Source organism: Pseudomonas sp. RIT411, from assembly GCF_003057735.2.
In the GTDB taxonomy this organism is placed as follows: domain Bacteria; phylum Pseudomonadota; class Gammaproteobacteria; order Pseudomonadales; family Pseudomonadaceae; genus Chryseomonas; species Chryseomonas oryzihabitans.
Genome location: NZ_QBIZ02000021.1, coordinates 1 through 15,398, shown reverse-complemented (window position 1 = coordinate 15,398; position 15,398 = coordinate 1). Strand labels below are relative to the sequence as shown.

17 protein-coding genes are annotated in these 15,398 nt (G+C 68.0%); 11 read left to right on the top strand and 6 right to left on the bottom strand.

All coding sequences use genetic code 11. The annotated features are described in order from the left end of the window. Positions 1 to 10 precede the first annotated feature (10 nt). Positions 11 to 1,495 carry a membrane-bound lytic murein transglycosylase MltF gene (mltF, locus tag DBY63_RS21480; protein WP_074583883.1) on the top strand — a complete coding sequence of 495 codons (1,485 nt, stop codon included), beginning with the start codon at positions 11 to 13 and terminating at the stop codon, positions 1,493 to 1,495. Positions 1,496 to 1,760: 265 nt separating this feature from the next. Here mltF and tcdA read toward each other — a convergent pair whose 3' ends face one another. Next, complete coding sequence (tcdA, locus tag DBY63_RS21475; RefSeq protein ID WP_007163033.1) at positions 1,761 to 2,546, bottom strand: tRNA cyclic N6-threonylcarbamoyladenosine(37) synthase TcdA; 786 nt, start codon at positions 2,544 to 2,546, stop codon at positions 1,761 to 1,763. A gap of 84 nt (positions 2,547 to 2,630) precedes the next feature. Here tcdA and dapE point away from each other — a divergent pair, with 84 nt between their 5' ends. The 3 genes from dapE to DBY63_RS21460 are packed head-to-tail and all read left to right on the top strand — an operon-like array spanning position 2,631 to position 4,971. Beyond that, positions 2,631 to 3,773 (top strand): succinyl-diaminopimelate desuccinylase, encoded by a 1,143-nt coding sequence (gene dapE, locus DBY63_RS21470; protein WP_007163034.1) that lies wholly within the window; start codon positions 2,631 to 2,633, stop codon positions 3,771 to 3,773. Beyond that, positions 3,770 to 4,582: a putative RNA methyltransferase gene (locus DBY63_RS21465; RefSeq protein WP_108582813.1), complete on the top strand. Its 813-nt coding sequence runs from the start codon at positions 3,770 to 3,772 to the stop codon at positions 4,580 to 4,582. The genes dapE and DBY63_RS21465 overlap by 4 nt, the downstream gene beginning before the upstream one ends. Before the next feature lie 5 nt (positions 4,583 to 4,587). Further along, positions 4,588 to 4,971: a hypothetical protein gene (locus DBY63_RS21460; protein WP_007163036.1), complete on the top strand. Its 384-nt coding sequence runs from the start codon at positions 4,588 to 4,590 to the stop codon at positions 4,969 to 4,971. 41 nt (positions 4,972 to 5,012) lie between these two features. On the opposite strand, the gene DBY63_RS21455 is transcribed toward DBY63_RS21460, so the two are convergent. Then, positions 5,013 to 5,225, bottom strand: coding sequence for a cold-shock protein (locus DBY63_RS21455; RefSeq protein WP_027597241.1), 213 nt, complete (start codon positions 5,223 to 5,225; stop codon positions 5,013 to 5,015). Between the two features lie 371 nt (positions 5,226 to 5,596). Between DBY63_RS21455 and plsB the strand changes: the two genes are divergently transcribed. The 4 genes from plsB to DBY63_RS21435 all read left to right on the top strand — a co-directional run bounded on the left by plsB (position 5,597) and on the right by DBY63_RS21435 (position 10,483). Then, complete coding sequence (plsB, locus tag DBY63_RS21450) at positions 5,597 to 8,107, top strand: glycerol-3-phosphate 1-O-acyltransferase PlsB (RefSeq protein ID WP_042138519.1); 2,511 nt, start codon at positions 5,597 to 5,599, stop codon at positions 8,105 to 8,107. 48 nt (positions 8,108 to 8,155) lie between these two features. Beyond that, entirely contained in the window at positions 8,156 to 8,638 is a 483-nt protein-coding gene (locus tag DBY63_RS21445) for a YbaY family lipoprotein (protein WP_108582812.1), read from the top strand. Between the two features lie 71 nt (positions 8,639 to 8,709). Then, positions 8,710 to 9,435, top strand: coding sequence for an AraC family transcriptional regulator (locus DBY63_RS21440; protein WP_108582811.1), 726 nt, complete (start codon positions 8,710 to 8,712; stop codon positions 9,433 to 9,435). A gap of 103 nt (positions 9,436 to 9,538) precedes the next feature. Further along, complete coding sequence (locus tag DBY63_RS21435) at positions 9,539 to 10,483, top strand: DMT family transporter (RefSeq protein ID WP_108582810.1); 945 nt, start codon at positions 9,539 to 9,541, stop codon at positions 10,481 to 10,483. Between the two features lie 29 nt (positions 10,484 to 10,512). Here DBY63_RS21435 and ung read toward each other — a convergent pair whose 3' ends face one another. The 4 genes from ung to DBY63_RS21415 all read right to left on the bottom strand — a co-directional run bounded on the left by ung (position 10,513) and on the right by DBY63_RS21415 (position 13,284). Continuing rightward, positions 10,513 to 11,208, bottom strand: coding sequence for a uracil-DNA glycosylase (gene ung, locus DBY63_RS21430; protein ID WP_085982659.1), 696 nt, complete (start codon positions 11,206 to 11,208; stop codon positions 10,513 to 10,515). 64 nt (positions 11,209 to 11,272) lie between these two features. Then, complete coding sequence (locus DBY63_RS21425; protein ID WP_007163043.1) at positions 11,273 to 11,572, bottom strand: hypothetical protein; 300 nt, start codon at positions 11,570 to 11,572, stop codon at positions 11,273 to 11,275. A gap of 85 nt (positions 11,573 to 11,657) precedes the next feature. Continuing rightward, the gene (locus DBY63_RS21420; RefSeq protein ID WP_077171771.1) at positions 11,658 to 12,110 is read right to left on the bottom strand and encodes an NUDIX hydrolase; all 453 of its coding nucleotides are present in this window, start codon (positions 12,108 to 12,110) and stop codon (positions 11,658 to 11,660) included. 52 nt (positions 12,111 to 12,162) lie between these two features. Continuing rightward, the gene (locus tag DBY63_RS21415; protein ID WP_007163045.1) at positions 12,163 to 13,284 is read right to left on the bottom strand and encodes a glycerophosphodiester phosphodiesterase; all 1,122 of its coding nucleotides are present in this window, start codon (positions 13,282 to 13,284) and stop codon (positions 12,163 to 12,165) included. Between the two features lie 143 nt (positions 13,285 to 13,427). Between DBY63_RS21415 and DBY63_RS21410 the strand changes: the two genes are divergently transcribed. The 3 genes from DBY63_RS21410 to DBY63_RS21400 are packed head-to-tail and all read left to right on the top strand — an operon-like array spanning position 13,428 to position 15,378. Then, positions 13,428 to 13,643, top strand: coding sequence for a cysteine-rich CWC family protein (locus DBY63_RS21410; RefSeq protein ID WP_108582809.1), 216 nt, complete (start codon positions 13,428 to 13,430; stop codon positions 13,641 to 13,643). Next, positions 13,643 to 14,347, top strand: coding sequence for a pseudouridine synthase (locus tag DBY63_RS21405; protein ID WP_108582808.1), 705 nt, complete (start codon positions 13,643 to 13,645; stop codon positions 14,345 to 14,347). Before DBY63_RS21410 ends, DBY63_RS21405 begins: the two co-directional genes overlap by 1 nt. Before the next feature lie 59 nt (positions 14,348 to 14,406). Continuing rightward, positions 14,407 to 15,378 (top strand): aldo/keto reductase, encoded by a 972-nt coding sequence (locus tag DBY63_RS21400; RefSeq protein WP_027597250.1) that lies wholly within the window; start codon positions 14,407 to 14,409, stop codon positions 15,376 to 15,378. Positions 15,379 to 15,398: the final 20 nt, after the last annotated feature.

Here is a 15,398-nt window from a genome sequence, read left to right as displayed (position 1 = left end):
TTGATGCCGTATGGCCGAGCTAGCCCATTTGAATAAAGCCTTCAAGCGATTCGCCTGGCTTACCCTGCCCTTTCTCGCCTTGCTCATGAGCTGCGGGGAAGCGGACGTGCCTGCGCCGCCCAAGCCGACCACGCTGGAGCAGGTGCAGCAGGCCGGCGTCCTGCGCGTGGTGACGCGCAACAGTCCGGCGACCTATTTCCAGGACCGTAACGGCGAGACCGGCTTCGAATACGAACTGGTCAAGGGCTTCGCCGAATCGCTCAAGGTGCGCTTGGAAATCAGCACCGCCGACAACCTCGACGACCTCTTCAATCGCCTGACCGCGCCGGACGGCCCGGTGATCGCCGCCGCCGGCCTCACGCCCTCGGTCAATCGCCAGAATCTGAAATTCTCCCGCAGCTATCTGGACGTGGTGCCCCAGGTCATCTACCGCAACGGCACCGTCCGCCCCAGCACCCCCAAGGACATGGTCGGCAAGCGCATCCTGGTGCTCAAGGGCAGCAGCCAGGCCCAGCAACTCAGGGCGCTGCAGGCCCAGGTGCCGGAGCTCACCTTCGACGAGTCCGATCAGGTGGAGGTCAGCGACCTCTTGCGCATGGTCGACGAAGGCCAGATCGACCTGACCCTGGTGGACTCCAACGAACTGGCCATGAACCAGGTCTATTTCCCCAACGTGCGGGTGGCCTTCGACCTCGGCGACAACCAGGGCCAGGCCTGGGCGCTGCAACCCGGCGAGGACAACAGCCTGCTCGACGCGGTCAACGCCTACCTCGACAAGGTCCGCCGCGACGGCACCCTGCAGCAGCTCAAGGAACGCTACTACGGCCACGTCGACGTGCTCGGCTACGTGGGCGCCTACACCTTCGCCCAGCACCTGCAGGAACGCCTGCCCAAGTACGAGAAGCACTTTCGCAAGGTGGCGCAGAAGCATCAGCTGGACTGGCGCCTGCTCGCCGCCATGGGCTACCAGGAATCGCTGTGGACGCCGGACGCCACCTCCAAGACCGGGGTGCGCGGCCTGATGATGCTGACCAACAACACCGCCCAGGCCATGGGCGTGTCCAATCGCCTGGATCCCGAGCAGAGCATCACCGGCGGTGCCAAGTACTTCGACCAGATCCGCGACGAGTTGCCCGACAGCATCAACGAACCGGATCGCACCTGGTTCGCCCTGGCCACCTACAACATCGGCATCGCCCACATCCTCGACGCCCGCCGCCTGGCCGAATCCCAGGGCCTGGATCCGGATCGCTGGCTGGACGTGAAGAAGATGCTGCCGCGCCTGGCGCAGAAGCAGTGGTACAGCAAGACCCGCTACGGCTACGCCCGCGGCGGCGAAACGGTGGAATTCGTGCAGAACGTGCGCCGTTACTACGACATCCTCACCTGGACCACCCAGCCGCAGATGGAAGGCCAGCAACTGGCCAAGACCGGCCTCCACGTCCCCGCCATCGCCGACGACCGCCCCGCCCGGGAAACGCCGCAGGATATGTAAAGAGAGACGTACCGTCGTCCGTCCGATGCGCCATTACCGCCCCCTCTCCCTCGGGGAGAGGGCTGGGGTGAGGGCTGACTCGCTCGAAACCTCGTAGCGTGGAAAACCGCTCAGCGTTTTCCACTGGCACCCCGGCACCTCCCGCGTGGACAAGGCTGCGCCGTTGTCCACCCTACGCGCCCGCGGGCGCCTTCACGCCCGACATGGCCGGCTCGATCGGGGCACCGTTGGGCTTCGCTGCGCTCAACCCAACCGACGAAAAGCGCTATTTCTTCGGCTTCTGGATCAGCTTGTCCACGGCGCGGGCGGCGGCGACCATGCCGAAGGTGGCGGTCACCATCATCACCGCGCCGAAGCCGCCGGCGCAGTCCAGGCGGACGCCTTCGCCGACGAAACTCTTCTGCTGGCAGACGCTGCCGTCCGGCTTGGGATAGCGCAGTTGCTCGGTGGAAAAGACGCAGGGCACGCTGTAGTGGCGACTGGGATTGCGCGAGAAGCCGTAGTCGCGGCGCAGCAGCGAGCGGACCCGCGAGGCCAGGGGGTCGTTGTAGGTGCGATTGAGGTCGACCACCTGGATCTGGGTGGGGTCGATCTGGCCGCCGGCGCCGCCGGTGGTGACGATGGCGATCTTGCGCCTCTTGCACCAGGCGATCAGCGCCGCCTTGGAGGCCACGCTGTCGATGCAGTCCAGCACCAGGTCGAGCTCTTCAGTGATGTAGTCGGCCATGGTCTCGCGGGTGACGAAGTCTGCCACCGCCTTAACCTGGCAGGCCGGATTGATGGCCTGGATGCGTTCGGCCATCACCGTGACCTTGGGCCGCCCCACCTGGCCTTCCAGCGCATGCACCTGGCGATTGGTGTTGCTGACGCAGACGTCGTCCAGATCGAACAGGCTTATGCGGCCGACGCCGCTGCGGGCCAGGGCCTCGGCGGCCCAGGAGCCCACCCCGCCGATGCCGACCACGGCGACATGACTGGCGGCCAGGCGCTCGACGGCCTCCTGCCCATAGAGCCGGGCGATCCCGCCGAAGCGTTGTTCATCGAACGTCATGAAGGCTTTCCACAAAAGCCACAGTATAGGTTTTCCTTTACCATACCGCTCCCCCTGAACCCTAGCCGCCTCCCGGGACCCGCCATGACCACCGCCCTCACCCCCACCCTGGAACTCGCCTGCGACCTCATCGGCCGGGCCTCGGTCACGCCGCTGGACGAAGGCTGCCAGGCCCTGATGATGCAGCGCCTGGAGCGCCTGGGCTTCGCCCTCGAACCCCTGCGCATCGAAGAGGTGGACAACTTCTGGGCGCGGCGTGGCGGCGCGGGTCCGGTGCTGTGCTTCGCCGGGCACACCGACGTGGTGCCCACCGGCCCCCTGGAGGCCTGGCAGCAGGCCCCCTTCAATGCCCACGTGGATGCCGACGGCATGCTTCGCGGTCGCGGCGCCGCCGACATGAAGGGCAGCCTGGCGAGCATGATCATCGCCGTGGAGCGCTTCGTCGCCGACCACCCGGACCATCGCGGCGCCATCGCCTTCCTCATCACCAGTGACGAGGAAGGCCCCGCCCTGCACGGCACCCGTGCCGTGGTCGAGCGCCTCCGCGAGCGCGGCGAACGACTGGACTGGTGCATCGTCGGCGAACCCTCCAGCACCCGGCTGCTAGGCGACGTGGTCAAGAACGGGCGTCGCGGCTCGCTCAACGGCCGCCTGACCGTGCGCGGCAAACAGGGCCATGTGGCCTATCCGCACCTGGCGCGCAACCCCATTCATCTGGCCGCCCAGGCGCTGGCGGATCTGGCCGCCGAACAGTGGGACGCCGGCAACGCCTTCTTCCCGCCCACCAGTTTCCAGATCTCCAACGTCAATTCCGGCACCGGCGCCGGCAACGTGGTGCCGGGCGAGTTGCAGGCGCTGTTCAACTTCCGCTTCTCCACCGAATCCACCGTGGAGGGCCTGCAGGCCCGGGTCGAGGCCATCCTCGATCGCCACGGCCTGGACTGGCACATCGACTGGTCGCTGTCCGGCCTGCCCTTCCTCACCGAGCCGGGCGACCTGCTCGACGCCGTCTCGGCCAGCGTGGAAGCCGTCACCGGCTACCGCCCCGAAGCCTCCACCAGCGGCGGCACCTCGGACGGTCGCTTCATCGCCACCCTGGGCGCCCAGGTGGTGGAACTGGGTCCGGTCAACGCCACCATCCACCAGGTGGACGAGCACGTGCTGGCCAGCGACCTGGATCTGCTGACCGAGGTGTACTACGGCACCCTGGTGCGGTTGCTGGCATGAAGCTGATCTGTCCGCTCTGCCAGGCCCCGCTGGCCGAACTCGAGGGTGGCGTCGGGTGCGCCGCCGGTCATAGATTCGACCGTGCCCGCCAGGGCTATCTGAACCTCCTGCCGGTGCAGCACAAGAAGAGTCTGGACCCGGGCGACAACGCCGCCATGGTCGAGGCCCGCCGACGCTTTCTCGATGCCGGTCACTATGCGCCCCTGGCCGAGCGCCTGGCGCACCTGGCCGCCGAACGCGCGCCCCAGCGCTGGATCGACGTGGGCTGCGGCGAAGGCTTCTATACCGCGCGCCTGGCCCAGGCGCTGCCCGCGGCCGACGGCTATGCCCTGGACATCTCCCGCGAGGCGGTGCGCCGCGCCTGCCGGCGTACCCCGGCCCTGAGCTGGCTGGTGGCGAGCATGGCGCGCCTGCCGCTGCCGGACGCCAGCTGCCAGCTGCTGGCCAGTGTCTTCAGCCCCATCGACTGGGCCGAAGCCCAGCGCGTGCTGGCACCCGGCGGCGGCATCCTGCGCCTGGGCCCGGCCAGTGCCCACCTGCTGGAGCTGCGCCAGCGGCTCTATGACGAGGTGCGCGACTATGCCGAAGACAAGCATCTGCAGGATCTGCCGGAGGGCCTGGAACTGGCCCACAGCGAGGGGCTCGAATTCGTGCTGCCGCTGGCCGAACGCCAGACCCGTGAAGACCTGCTGGCCATGACCCCCCACGGTTGGCGCGTCAACGCCGAACGCCGGGAGCGGGTCCTCGCCGAGCCCTTCGAGGTGCGGGTGGCAGTACGTTACGATTGGATCGTCAAATCCGGAGCCTAAGCCCCATGCGCCAGCCCGATATCGAAATCTATCTCAAGGACGTCGACCAGGACGCCGTCTCGGCCTGGCTCGAACAGGTGTTCGCCATGCCCTGCGCCTGGCAGGCGCGCGGGCAGACCTTCAAGTGCACCCTGCGCTATGGCGGCGAGTCCATTCCGGTCACCTGGCTGCCGAAGGCGGTGGGCAAATGGCACAGCCTGCTGCTGGAAAGCGATGTATCGCCCTGGGTGGACGATCTGGCCTGTGCCCGCGATGCCCATGCGGCCCTGCAGGTGCAGGTGCGCTGCGCGCCAAGTGGCTGGAGCGAGGAAGAAGAGGAAGAAGCCGCCGATCGCTGGCTGAAGGTGACGGAGGCGGGCGTCGAAGAGATCGTCTGGCGCACCGAGTGAACTGAAGGTGCGAGGAGCCTTGCGCTCCTCGCACAGCGGGCCTAGACCCGGGCCACGTCTTCGGCTTGCAGGCCCTTCTGGCCCTCGACCACCGAGAACTCCACCTGCTGGCCTTCGGTCAGGGAGCGGTGGCCCTCACCACGGATGGCGCGGTAGTGAACGAACACGTCGGCACCGCCCTCGCGTTGAATGAATCCATATCCCTTGGCGTCATTGAACCACTTGACGGTCCCGGTTTCGCGTTGCTCACCCATCACATCTCTCCGAAGCTTTCTGGATTTCCTATCCCCGCTCGCCACAGCCTGGGCGACCGGGTTGCCTTTTGGTATCGGTACGGATCGCGCATCGGATCGGTCGCCAGGCTGGCAGCCCGGGTCCGACCACTGGCAACAACTTGCCGACACCTTATGAAGCATGGCTTTCCCGGCAAAAGCAACGTTCTTTACGCAAAGTGCCATCACGGCTGGAAGCCGCGCCAGCGCCGGGTTTTCGACGATTTAAGCGGCATTTTTTCGACAGCGGGGACAAGGCGCCGACTGCCGGGTCGAAGTCAGAACAACACGGGCGGTTTTACGCCCGCCAGGCCATCCGGCACACTGCCGCCCCGTCATTCCGGTAGCCCTCCATGACCCGTTCGCCGCTGCGCCTTCTGGCCTTCTCGCTGCTCAAGCGCCTGCTCTATCTCTGGGTTCGCTCCGAGACCACCCAGGCGGCCAGTCTGCTCAGCCGCATCGATCCCGCCAAGCCGGTGCTCTATGTCCTCCCCGAAGCCTCGCTGAGCGATCTGGCGGTGCTCGACCGGGAGTGCCGCAAGGCCGGGCTGCCGCGACCACTGCGCCCGCTGGTGCTGGGCAGCAAGACCGAGCCACTGGCCTACTTCAACGCCACCGGCAAGGCCAACTGGCGCGGGCGCCCGGCGCGGCGCTCGGTGCCCCCTACCCTGCGCCGGGTGGTCACCGCGGTAACCGAGCAGCAGCTGGCGGACGTCCAGCTGGTGCCGGTCAGCGTCTTCTGGGGTCAGTCGCCGGATCGCGAGACCAGTCCCTGGAAACTGCTCTGGGCGGACAACTGGGTGGTGACCGGCCGGCTGCGCAAGCTGGCGCGCATCCTGGTGCTGGGCCGGCTGACCCGGGTGCAATTCTCCAAGCCACTGTCCCTGGGCGAATTGGCCAGCCAGCGCCCCGATCCGCAACGCCTGGAGCGTCTGGTGATGCGCCGGCTGCGCATCCACTTCCGCAACGTGCGCCAGGCGGTGATCGGTCCGGACCTGTCGCACCGGCGCACCCTGCTGCGCGGCCTGCTGCGGGCACCCCAGGTGCGGGCGACCATCGCCCACGAGATCGCCCAGCGCAAGGCCACTCCCGGGCGCATCGAAGACGAGGCGGCGCACTATGCGCGGGAGATCGCCTCGGACTTCTCCTATCCGGTGGTGCGCTGCCTGGACGTCGGTCTGCGCTGGTTCTGGAACAGCATCTACGATGGCGTCACGGTCAGCCACATCGAGCGGATCCAGGAGATGGCGCCCGGTCATACCGTGGTCTACGTCCCCTGCCACCGCAGCCACATCGACTACCTGCTGCTCTCCTACCTGCTGTTCCAGAACGGCCTGACCCCGCCGCACATCGCCGCCGGCATCAACCTGGACATGCCGGTGGTAGGCAACATCCTGAGACGCGGCGGCGCCTTCTTCATGAGGCGCAGCTTCAAGGGCAACGCCCTCTATGCCGCGGTGTTCAACGAGTATCTGCACAGCCTGTTCAGCCGCGGCTTCTCCACCGAGTACTTCGTCGAGGGCGGTCGCTCGCGGACCGGCCGCACCCTGCAGCCACGCACCGGCATGCTGGCCATGACCCTGCGCAGCTTTCTGCGCGACTCCCGGCGGCCCATCGTCTTCGTGCCGGTGTACATCGGCTACGAAAAGGTCTTCGAGGGTCGCACCTACCTTGGCGAACTGCGCGGCGCGGCCAAGAAGAAGGAATCCATCTTCGACCTGGTCAAGGTCTTCGGCGCCCTGCGCCAGCGCTTCGGCCGGGTCTGGGTCAACTTCGGCGAGCCCATCCCGCTGCAGAGCTTTCTCGATGCCCGCCGTCCAGGCTGGCGTGACGAACCCCTGGGCGAAGACCTGAAGCCCGCCTGGTTCAATTCGGTCACCCACGAACTGGGCGAGCGGGTGGTGCGCCGCATCAATGCCGCGGCGGCCGTCACCCCGGTCAACCTGGTGGCCCTGGCGCTGCTCTCGACCCATCGCCAGGCCCTCGACGAAGGCGCCCTGGTGCGTGCCATAGACCTCTATCTGGATCTGCTGAAACGGGTCCCCTACTCCACCAGCGTCACCCTGCCCGAGGGCGACGGCCAGGCGATCATCGAAGAGGTGCGCGCCCTCGGCTTCCTCTCCGAGCAGCAGGACGCCCTGGGGCGCATCCTCTACCTGGACGAGCAGAACGCGGTCCTGATGACCTACTACCGCAACAACGTCCTGCACCTCTTCGCCATCCCGGCGCTGATCGCCAGTTTCTTCCAGAACACCGGGCGCATGACCCGCGAGCTGATCCATAGATTCGCCCTGGCGCTCTATCCCTATCTGCAGGCCGAACTGTTCATCCACTGGGAGCGCGAGGAGCTGCCGCTGGTGCTGGACGGCTGGCTGGAGGCTATGGTGGAGCGCGGTCTGCTGCGCATCGAGGACGACGTCTTCGTGCGCGCGGCGCCGAGCTCGCGGCAATTCGTCCGCCTCACCCTGCTGGCGCGGGCCATCCTGCAGACCCTACAGCGCTACTACATGACCACCGCGCTGATCCTCAACCACGGGCAGAACAGCCTGACCGCGCCGCAGCTGGAAGAACTCTGCACGGTGATGGCCCAGCGGCTGTCGGTGCTGCATGGCCTCAATGCGCCGGAATTCTTCGACAAGTCGCTGTTCCGCCACTTCATCCAGACGCTGCTGGCGGAAGGGGTGCTGCGCAAGGCCGATGACGGCACCCTGGGCCATCACGAACTGCTTGGTGAACTGGCCGAGGGTGCGGGCAAGCGGGTGCTGCCGGCGGAGATTCGCTTGTCGATCCGCCAGGTGGCCCTGGATCGGCCCGAGGCCCCGGACCTGCCGGAAGCCGAATCCCCTGTGCCCGCCGGCAACTAAGCCGGCATCCATGGGTCACAGCAGTCGATTTCAGTCCAGGATCTACCCATGAAAAGAATCGCCACCCTGCTCGCCACCTCGCTGCTGCTCAGCGCCTGTAGCGGGCTGCGCCCCGGCCCCGCGACGCCACCGCCGCCGGCCGGCCAGCCGCTGCCGCCCACCCAGCAGCCGCAGACCACCACCCCTGGCGTGCCGGCCCAGCCGAGCATGACCAGCCTCAGCGGCCAGGCCACCTTTACCGCCAACGAGCCGGTACCGCCCACCGCCAAGCTCACCGTCAGCCTCTACAGCGCCAGCGCCGGCGATACCCCTGCCGGTCGTCTGGCCCAGCGCACCCTGTTCGTCAAGCAACCCGGCCAGGTGCCCTTCCGCCTCGACTACGCCCCGGCCAAGGTCAAGAGCGGCGAGCGCTATCTGCTCAGCGGCCGCATCCTGCTCGGCGGTCGTCCGCTGTACCTGACCCAGGAGCCGGTGACCGTGGAACTGAACAGCGGTGGCGAGGTGGAATTGCCGCTGCAGCCGGTGCGCTGAACTCCAAGAGACTCGGCGGGGCATGCTAGGATCAAGGCTCTCGACCTCCCGCTTCTCCACCGAGGTGCGCCTTGACTCCTCGCCTCGCCATCAAGCGCTATCAGGGCGACCACCAGCCCCATGCCCATGCCTTCGCGCAGCTGGTGCTGCCCATCCAGGGCGGCATGGAGCTGGAGCTCGCCGGGCGTAGCGGGACGCGGCTGCATACCGGGCTCGCGGCCCTGGTGGCGCCCGACTGCGGTCATGCCCAGCAATCGGAGCCAGGCAGCCGCTTTCTGGTGATCGATTGCGCCGCCGACTGGTTGCCTGCCCCCATTCTGGATCGCGCGCTACGGCAGCCGGAGCTGGCGATTCCGCCTGCGACGCGGCAGCTGATCGCCTTCGCCGAGCTGACTTCGCCTGATGCCCTCGATCAACACGCGCCCGAACTCACCCGCCTGCTGCTCGCCTCGCTCGACGCCACTGCCGCCGGCTCGGCCTTCGACCGTTTGCTGGCCCAGGTGGAGGCCCAGCCCGCGGGTGACTGGAACAATGCGGCCATGGCCCGTCTGGCGGGCCTGGGGCTGACGCGGCTGCACCTGCTGTTCCACCAGCGTTTCAGCCAGACGCCCCAGGCCTGGCTGACCGATCTGCGGCTGCGCCAGGCGCAGCGCTGGCTGGGCGACAGCCGCCTGCCGATTGCCGACATCGCCCTGCGCGTCGGCTTTTCCGATCAGGCCGCCCTGACCCGCGCCATGACCCGCCGCCAGGGCATCAGCCCGGCCGCCTGGCGGCGCGGCCAGCGACTGCCCGGGTAACGCAGTCCAGGTAAGCAGTCCAGGTAAAAAGCCGCGCAGCCTCGCGCAAGACCGGTTCCCCTCGCCGTCGCCACACTGGTGGCGAATGGGTGGAGACGGTGCGATGCAGGAACGAGAACTATCGGCGGTGGGTATCGGCTATGGGCTGGCGGCAGGCCTGTGCTGGGGCGTGATCTTTCTGGCGCCAGCGCTGGTCCCCGACCTGAGCGGCGCCCAGTTCGCCGTGCTGCGCTTTCTATGCTACGGCCTGGTGTCTCTCGGGCTGCTGCTGCGCTGCTGGCGCCGACTGCGCTCGCAACTGAGCTGGGCCGATGGCAGGCGCCTGTTCTGGCTCAGCCTGATCGGCAACCTGGGCTACTACACCCTGGTCGGCGTGGGCGTGAAGCAGGCCGGTATCGCGGCGACCACCCTGATCGTCGGCCTGATCCCGCTGCTGGTGGCCCTGGCCGGGCAGCGCGACGCGGGCGCCGTGAGCTTCGGGCGCCTCTGGCCGTCGCTCTGCTGCGCGCTGCTCGGCGTTGCCCTGATCAGCTACGAGACGCTGACCACCACCGCCGTCGGCGAGCAGCCCGCCCTGGGACTGCTGTGCGCCTGTGGCGCCCTGCTGGCCTGGAGCTGGTTCGCGGTGGTCAACACGCGCTTCCTGGCCAGGACGCCGATCGGCGCCCACGATTGGGGCCTGCTGCTGGGCGGGATGACCGGCGCCCAGGCCCTGCTGGCCGCGCCCTGGTTGCTCGGCGAGGAGCTGGCGTTGCGAGCACCGGCGGACTGGCTGCAGCCACTGCTGGTGGCTGCCGGCGTGGCATTGCTCGCCTCGGTGATCGGTGGCGCCTGCTGGAACCAGGCCAGCCGCCGGCTACCCCTGACCCTGAGTGGCCAGGCCATCGTCATCGAGACCCTGGCCGCGCTGACCTATGGCTTTCTCTGGAACGGGCGCTGGCCGACTCGCCTGGAAGCCCTGGCGATCCTCCTGCTCCTGCTCGGGACGAGCTGGTGCCTGCAGTGCCACCGGCGCCCGGCCCGGACGGTAGCGGCGGCGGCGACCTGACCCTGAGTATCCGGCCGGCTGCGCCTCTCCTACGCCAGCGGCGGCAAGGCCCAGTCGATGGGGGTGAGCCCGGCGTTGCGCAGGAATTCGTTGGTGCGACCGAAGTGGCCGTTGCCGATGAAGCCGCGGTGGGCCGACAGTGGCGAGGGATGCGCCGACTTGAGGATCAGGTGCTTCTGGGGATCGATGAGCGCCTGCTTGCTCTGGGCATGGCTGCCCCAGAGCAGGAACACCAGATTCTCGCGCTCGGCGCTGACCACCTCGATGACGCGATCGGTGAATCGCTGCCAGCCGGCCTTCGCATGGGAGCCGGCGTTGGCCTGCTCCACGGTCAGCGAGGTGTTGAGCAGCAGCACGCCCTGCTCCGCCCAGTGCTGCAGATAGCCATGGTTGGGAATGGGCAGGTTCAGGTCGCGCTTGAGTTCCTTGAAGATGTTCTGCAGCGACGGTGGCGCCGGCACCCCGGGTTGCACCGAGAAGCTCAGGCCATGGGCCTGGCCCGGACCGTGGTAGGGATCCTGACCGAGAATGACCACCCTGACCTGATCCAGAGGGGTGGTATTGAGAGCATTGAAGATCAGCGGACCGGGCGGATAGATGACCTTGCCCGCCGCCTTCTCGCGCCTCAAGAACTCGCTCAGCTGACGCATGTAGGGCTGCTCGAATTCGTCGCGCAGCGCGGCTTTCCATTGGGGGTCGAGCTTGATGCGATCGTCGTCCACGATTCGAGGCTTCCTGGTCAAGACAAGGGCAGCACCCTAGAAAAGCCGGCTGCCCCTGTCAAACCCGCTACCAGCGCGGACCGTAGCGCGGGCCCCAGCCGGGCGGACCATAACCTGGGCGCGGCCCCCAGCCCGGCGGTCCCCAACCGGGACCCGGCCCCCAGTGGGGCGGTGGTGGCGGGGCCGGTCGATAGTAGTAGCCGTAGCCATAGGGCCGCACGATGACCGCGGGCGGCGGATAGGCTGGCGTGCCGTAGAAGACCGCCGCAGGGGGTGCCGGACGGCTGTAATAGCGCGGGGACGTGTCGTAGACGGTGCAGCCGGTGAAGGTCAGGGCACAGAGCGACGCCAAGAGGAAATGGCGCATGGGGGAGATCTCCAGAACGGCCCGGATGGGCCTGGAGGAAGCTTAAGCTGCGCCCGCCGCTCGCGCTCGATTATCGCGCGTTCATTCAGCCGGGATTAAGAGACGTTGGTCCGCTCTCCTCCCGCTCGCCCAGGTAGTCCCGCAGCCGCGCCTGCAGATGGGGCACGGCCTGGGGATGGGCGAGAAAGTCGACGATGCTCATCAGTTGCCAGTGCTGGCCTTCGTCACCGAAGCGGATGGCGGCGATCTCGGCGGGATGCAACTGCCCGGCGAACAGCCAGCTGGGCAGATAACCGGGCTGACGCGGTGGATAGCAACGTCCCCAGGTCAACCGCGCCTCGTCCAGCACCAGGCCGAATTCCTCTTCCAGCTCGCGCAGGGCGCAGCGCTCGGGCGTTTCGTCGTCTTCGCGCCCGCCGCCCGGCAGGTCCCAGAGAGCCGGCCAGGGGATGTCGGGCTTGTCATCGCGCTGATAGACCAGGATCTGCTCGGCGCAGAGCAGCGCCAGCTTGGCGCCGTTGAAGGCATGGCGGGACATGCGGAGGCCTCCGGTGGCGATGGGGGAGACCGCCAGGCCTCCCCGTCTGGACTCAGTAACCCAGCTGCTTGAGCAGGGCCGCGGGTGCCTGCTTGGCCGGACGCTCATAGAACTTCAGCAATTCGGCGGCGCGATTGCTGAAGAAGCCATCCACCCCACGCGGCGCGAGACGGGCGTAGTCCACCGCCGAGTCCACCGTATAGGCATGCACCAGCAGACCCCGCTCGTGGGCGACGTCGTTCATCCAGGGCTTCACCAGGTCCGCATAGCTCTGGTCGCCGCCCTCCTCAAGGGCCGCCGAGGGGCCGATGCCGATGGCGCCATGGGCCTTGGCCCACTCGATCCAGGCGGTGAAATCGCCCTCGGAGCGCACCTGCTGCTTGGCATAGTAGGCCGCCTTGCTGGCCTCGCCCGATTCGGCGTAGGTGGGCCCGGGCTTGGCCGGGATGTAGTCGTCACCCAGCCACAGCAGCAGGATCTTCGGCGTGTCGGGCATCTCCTTCTGAAGGAGCTCCAGGCTGCCTTTCTCGAAGGTCTGCAGGATCACCCGCCCGGGCATGGCGGCGACGCCGGTGGCGCCGGCCTTGGGCTTGCCGAGCCAACCGCGCTGGGTCAGCTTGGCCTTGAGATCGCGCTCGATGCCGGGAAACAGCTTGGGCTGCTTGGTCTCGATGTACAGCCCGGGCTTGTTGCGACCGCCCTCGGCGATGTCGATGACCTCGTCGAGGGTGAGGATCCTGAGTCCGGCGAACTTTGGCCGGGCACGGTCGGGATGGGCCTGGTTGAACCAGCTGCCGGCGTCCAGCGACTTGAGTTCGGCCAGGGTGAACTGGCTGACCGGCGCCTTGGCGCGCTCGGGGAAACGCTTGGCGACGTCGGTGGTGCGCTCCAGGGTGTCGTCGTGCAGGGCGATGAGCTGGCCGTCCTTGGTGCGCTGCAGGTCGAGTTCCAGGTAGTCGGCGCCCAGCTCCCGCGCCACCAGGTAGGCCGGGGCGGTGGATTCGGGGGCGTCGAAGGAGGCGCCGCGATGGGCGATCACCGCCGGCCAGGGAATGCCGGCCTGCCGGGCCAGGGTCTGGCCGACATCGGCTTCGGTGGCCAGCGCCAGCTGGCTGACCAGCAGGGTGCCGGGAATGAGGGTACGGATCAGGGTGCGCAGAGCAGTTATTGTCATGGGTTCCTCGGGTGGTCCGACGATCGGAGCTAGGATGCAGCTTGCACCCCGGATGCGACAGTACGCAGACCCCCAGCGTAGCGGACGTTATCCAGGTCGCAATTTCCGGTACTCTGCCGCCCGCTTCGCCCGACGAGATCACCATGGCTGCATCGCCCACACCCTTCGATCCCACCCGCTGCCCGCTGTGCGGCCAGGCCAACAGCTGCGCCCTGGCGGCCGGTGGCGAGCTCCGCGACTGCTGGTGCCTGCAGACGCCGATGGATCCCGCCGCCCTGGAACGCCTGCCCGCGGAAGAGCGTGATCGACGCTGCCTCTGCCCGGCCTGCGCGGCCGGCGTCGCGAGCGAGCCTCGCTGATGCGCCTGGACCGCTGGCTGGGCAACCGACCCGAGCTGGGCCGCCAACTCGCCCGACGCCTGCTCGCGGAAGGTCGGGTAAGGGTCAACGGCGCCACCACCCTGCAGGCCGCCCAGGAGGTGTTCGCCTTCGATCGCATCGAGGCCGACGAGCGCCTGCTGCAGGACGGTCCCGGCGGCCGCTACCTGATGCTGCACAAGCCGCGCGGCTGCGTGAGCGCCACCGTCGACGCCCGCCATGCCACGGTGCTGGACTGTCTCGCGCCGGACCAGCGTGCCGATCTGCACCTGGCCGGACGGCTGGACTTCAACACCACCGGCCTGCTGCTGCTCACCAACGACGGCCAGTGGTCGCGCGGCCTGAGTCATCCGCGCCACAAGCAGACCAAGCGCTACCGGGTCACCACCGCCGAGGTCATCCCCCAGCACCTGGTCGCGGCCTTTGCCGAGGGCCTCTACTTCGCCTACGAAGACCTCACCACCCAACCGGCGCGGCTGGAGCTGCTGGACGAGCACACCGCCTACCTGACCCTGGTCGAAGGTCGCTATCACCAGGTCAAGCGCATGTTCGGTCGCTTCGGCATCGAGGTCATCGCCCTGCACCGCGATCGCATCGGCAGCCTGGTACTGGATCCGGCACTGGCCGAGGGCGACTGTCGTCCACTCACGCCCGCAGAGGTGGCGCTGCTACGTCCGGCGGATTAGGGGAACAGGAGCGGCGGGGCACCGGTCGGGATGCAGACACGTCACCCTGGAGACCTCTCATGCGTATCGATATCCCCTCCCTCGGCTTTGGCGGTGCCCCGCTGGGCAACATGTTCCGCGAGGTAGGCGACGCCGAGGCCCGGGCGACCCTCGAAGCCGCCTGGGACGCGGGCATCCGCCTCTATGACACCTCGCCCCACTATGGCGCCGGGCTGTCGGAGCGACGTTTCGCCGAGGTGCTGGCCGACAAGCCGCGCGACGATTTCGTCCTCTGCAGCAAGGTCGGCCGCCTGCTGGAACCGGCCGATCAGCCGGAAAACGCGCCGCCGTTCGTCAACGAACTGCCCTTCAAGCGGGTGCTCGACTATTCCGCCGACGGCGCCCGCCGCTCCATCGAGGCCAGCCTGGAACGCCTCAAGACCGACCGCCTCGACCTGGTCTGGATCCACGACCTGTCCGAGGACCAGCACGGCCCGGCCTGGCGCGACTACTTCGCCCAGGCCATGCAGGGTGCGGCCAAGGCCCTTACCGAGATGCGCGAAGAGGGCCTGATCATGGGCTGGGGCCTGGGCGTCAACCTGGTGGAGCCCTGCCGCCTGGCGCTGGAGCAGAGCGATCCCGACGCCTTCCTGCTGGCCGGTCGCTATTCCCTGCTGGACCACCGCGAAGCCCTGGACACCCTCTTTCCCGAATGCGAACGCCGCGGCGTGGGCATCGTGGTGGGTGGGCCCTACAACTCCGGTCTGCTGGCGGGCGGCAAGCACTACAACTATGCCGAAGCCGAGCCGGCACTGCGCCGCAAGGTCGAGTTGATCGAGGGCGTCTGCCAGGATCATGGGGTGGACATCCGCGCCGCGGCCCTGCAGTTCTGCCTGGCCCATCCCACGGTGGCCGCTACCATTCCCGGCAGCAGCACCCCGGAGCGGGCCCGACAGAACGCCGAGCTGCTGCGGGCGCCCATCCCCGCCGCCTTCTGGCGCAACCTGCGCGAGATCGGCGTGCTGCCGGAGGACGCCCCGACACCCGCGTGAGTGAAAAGGGCGGCTGTGCT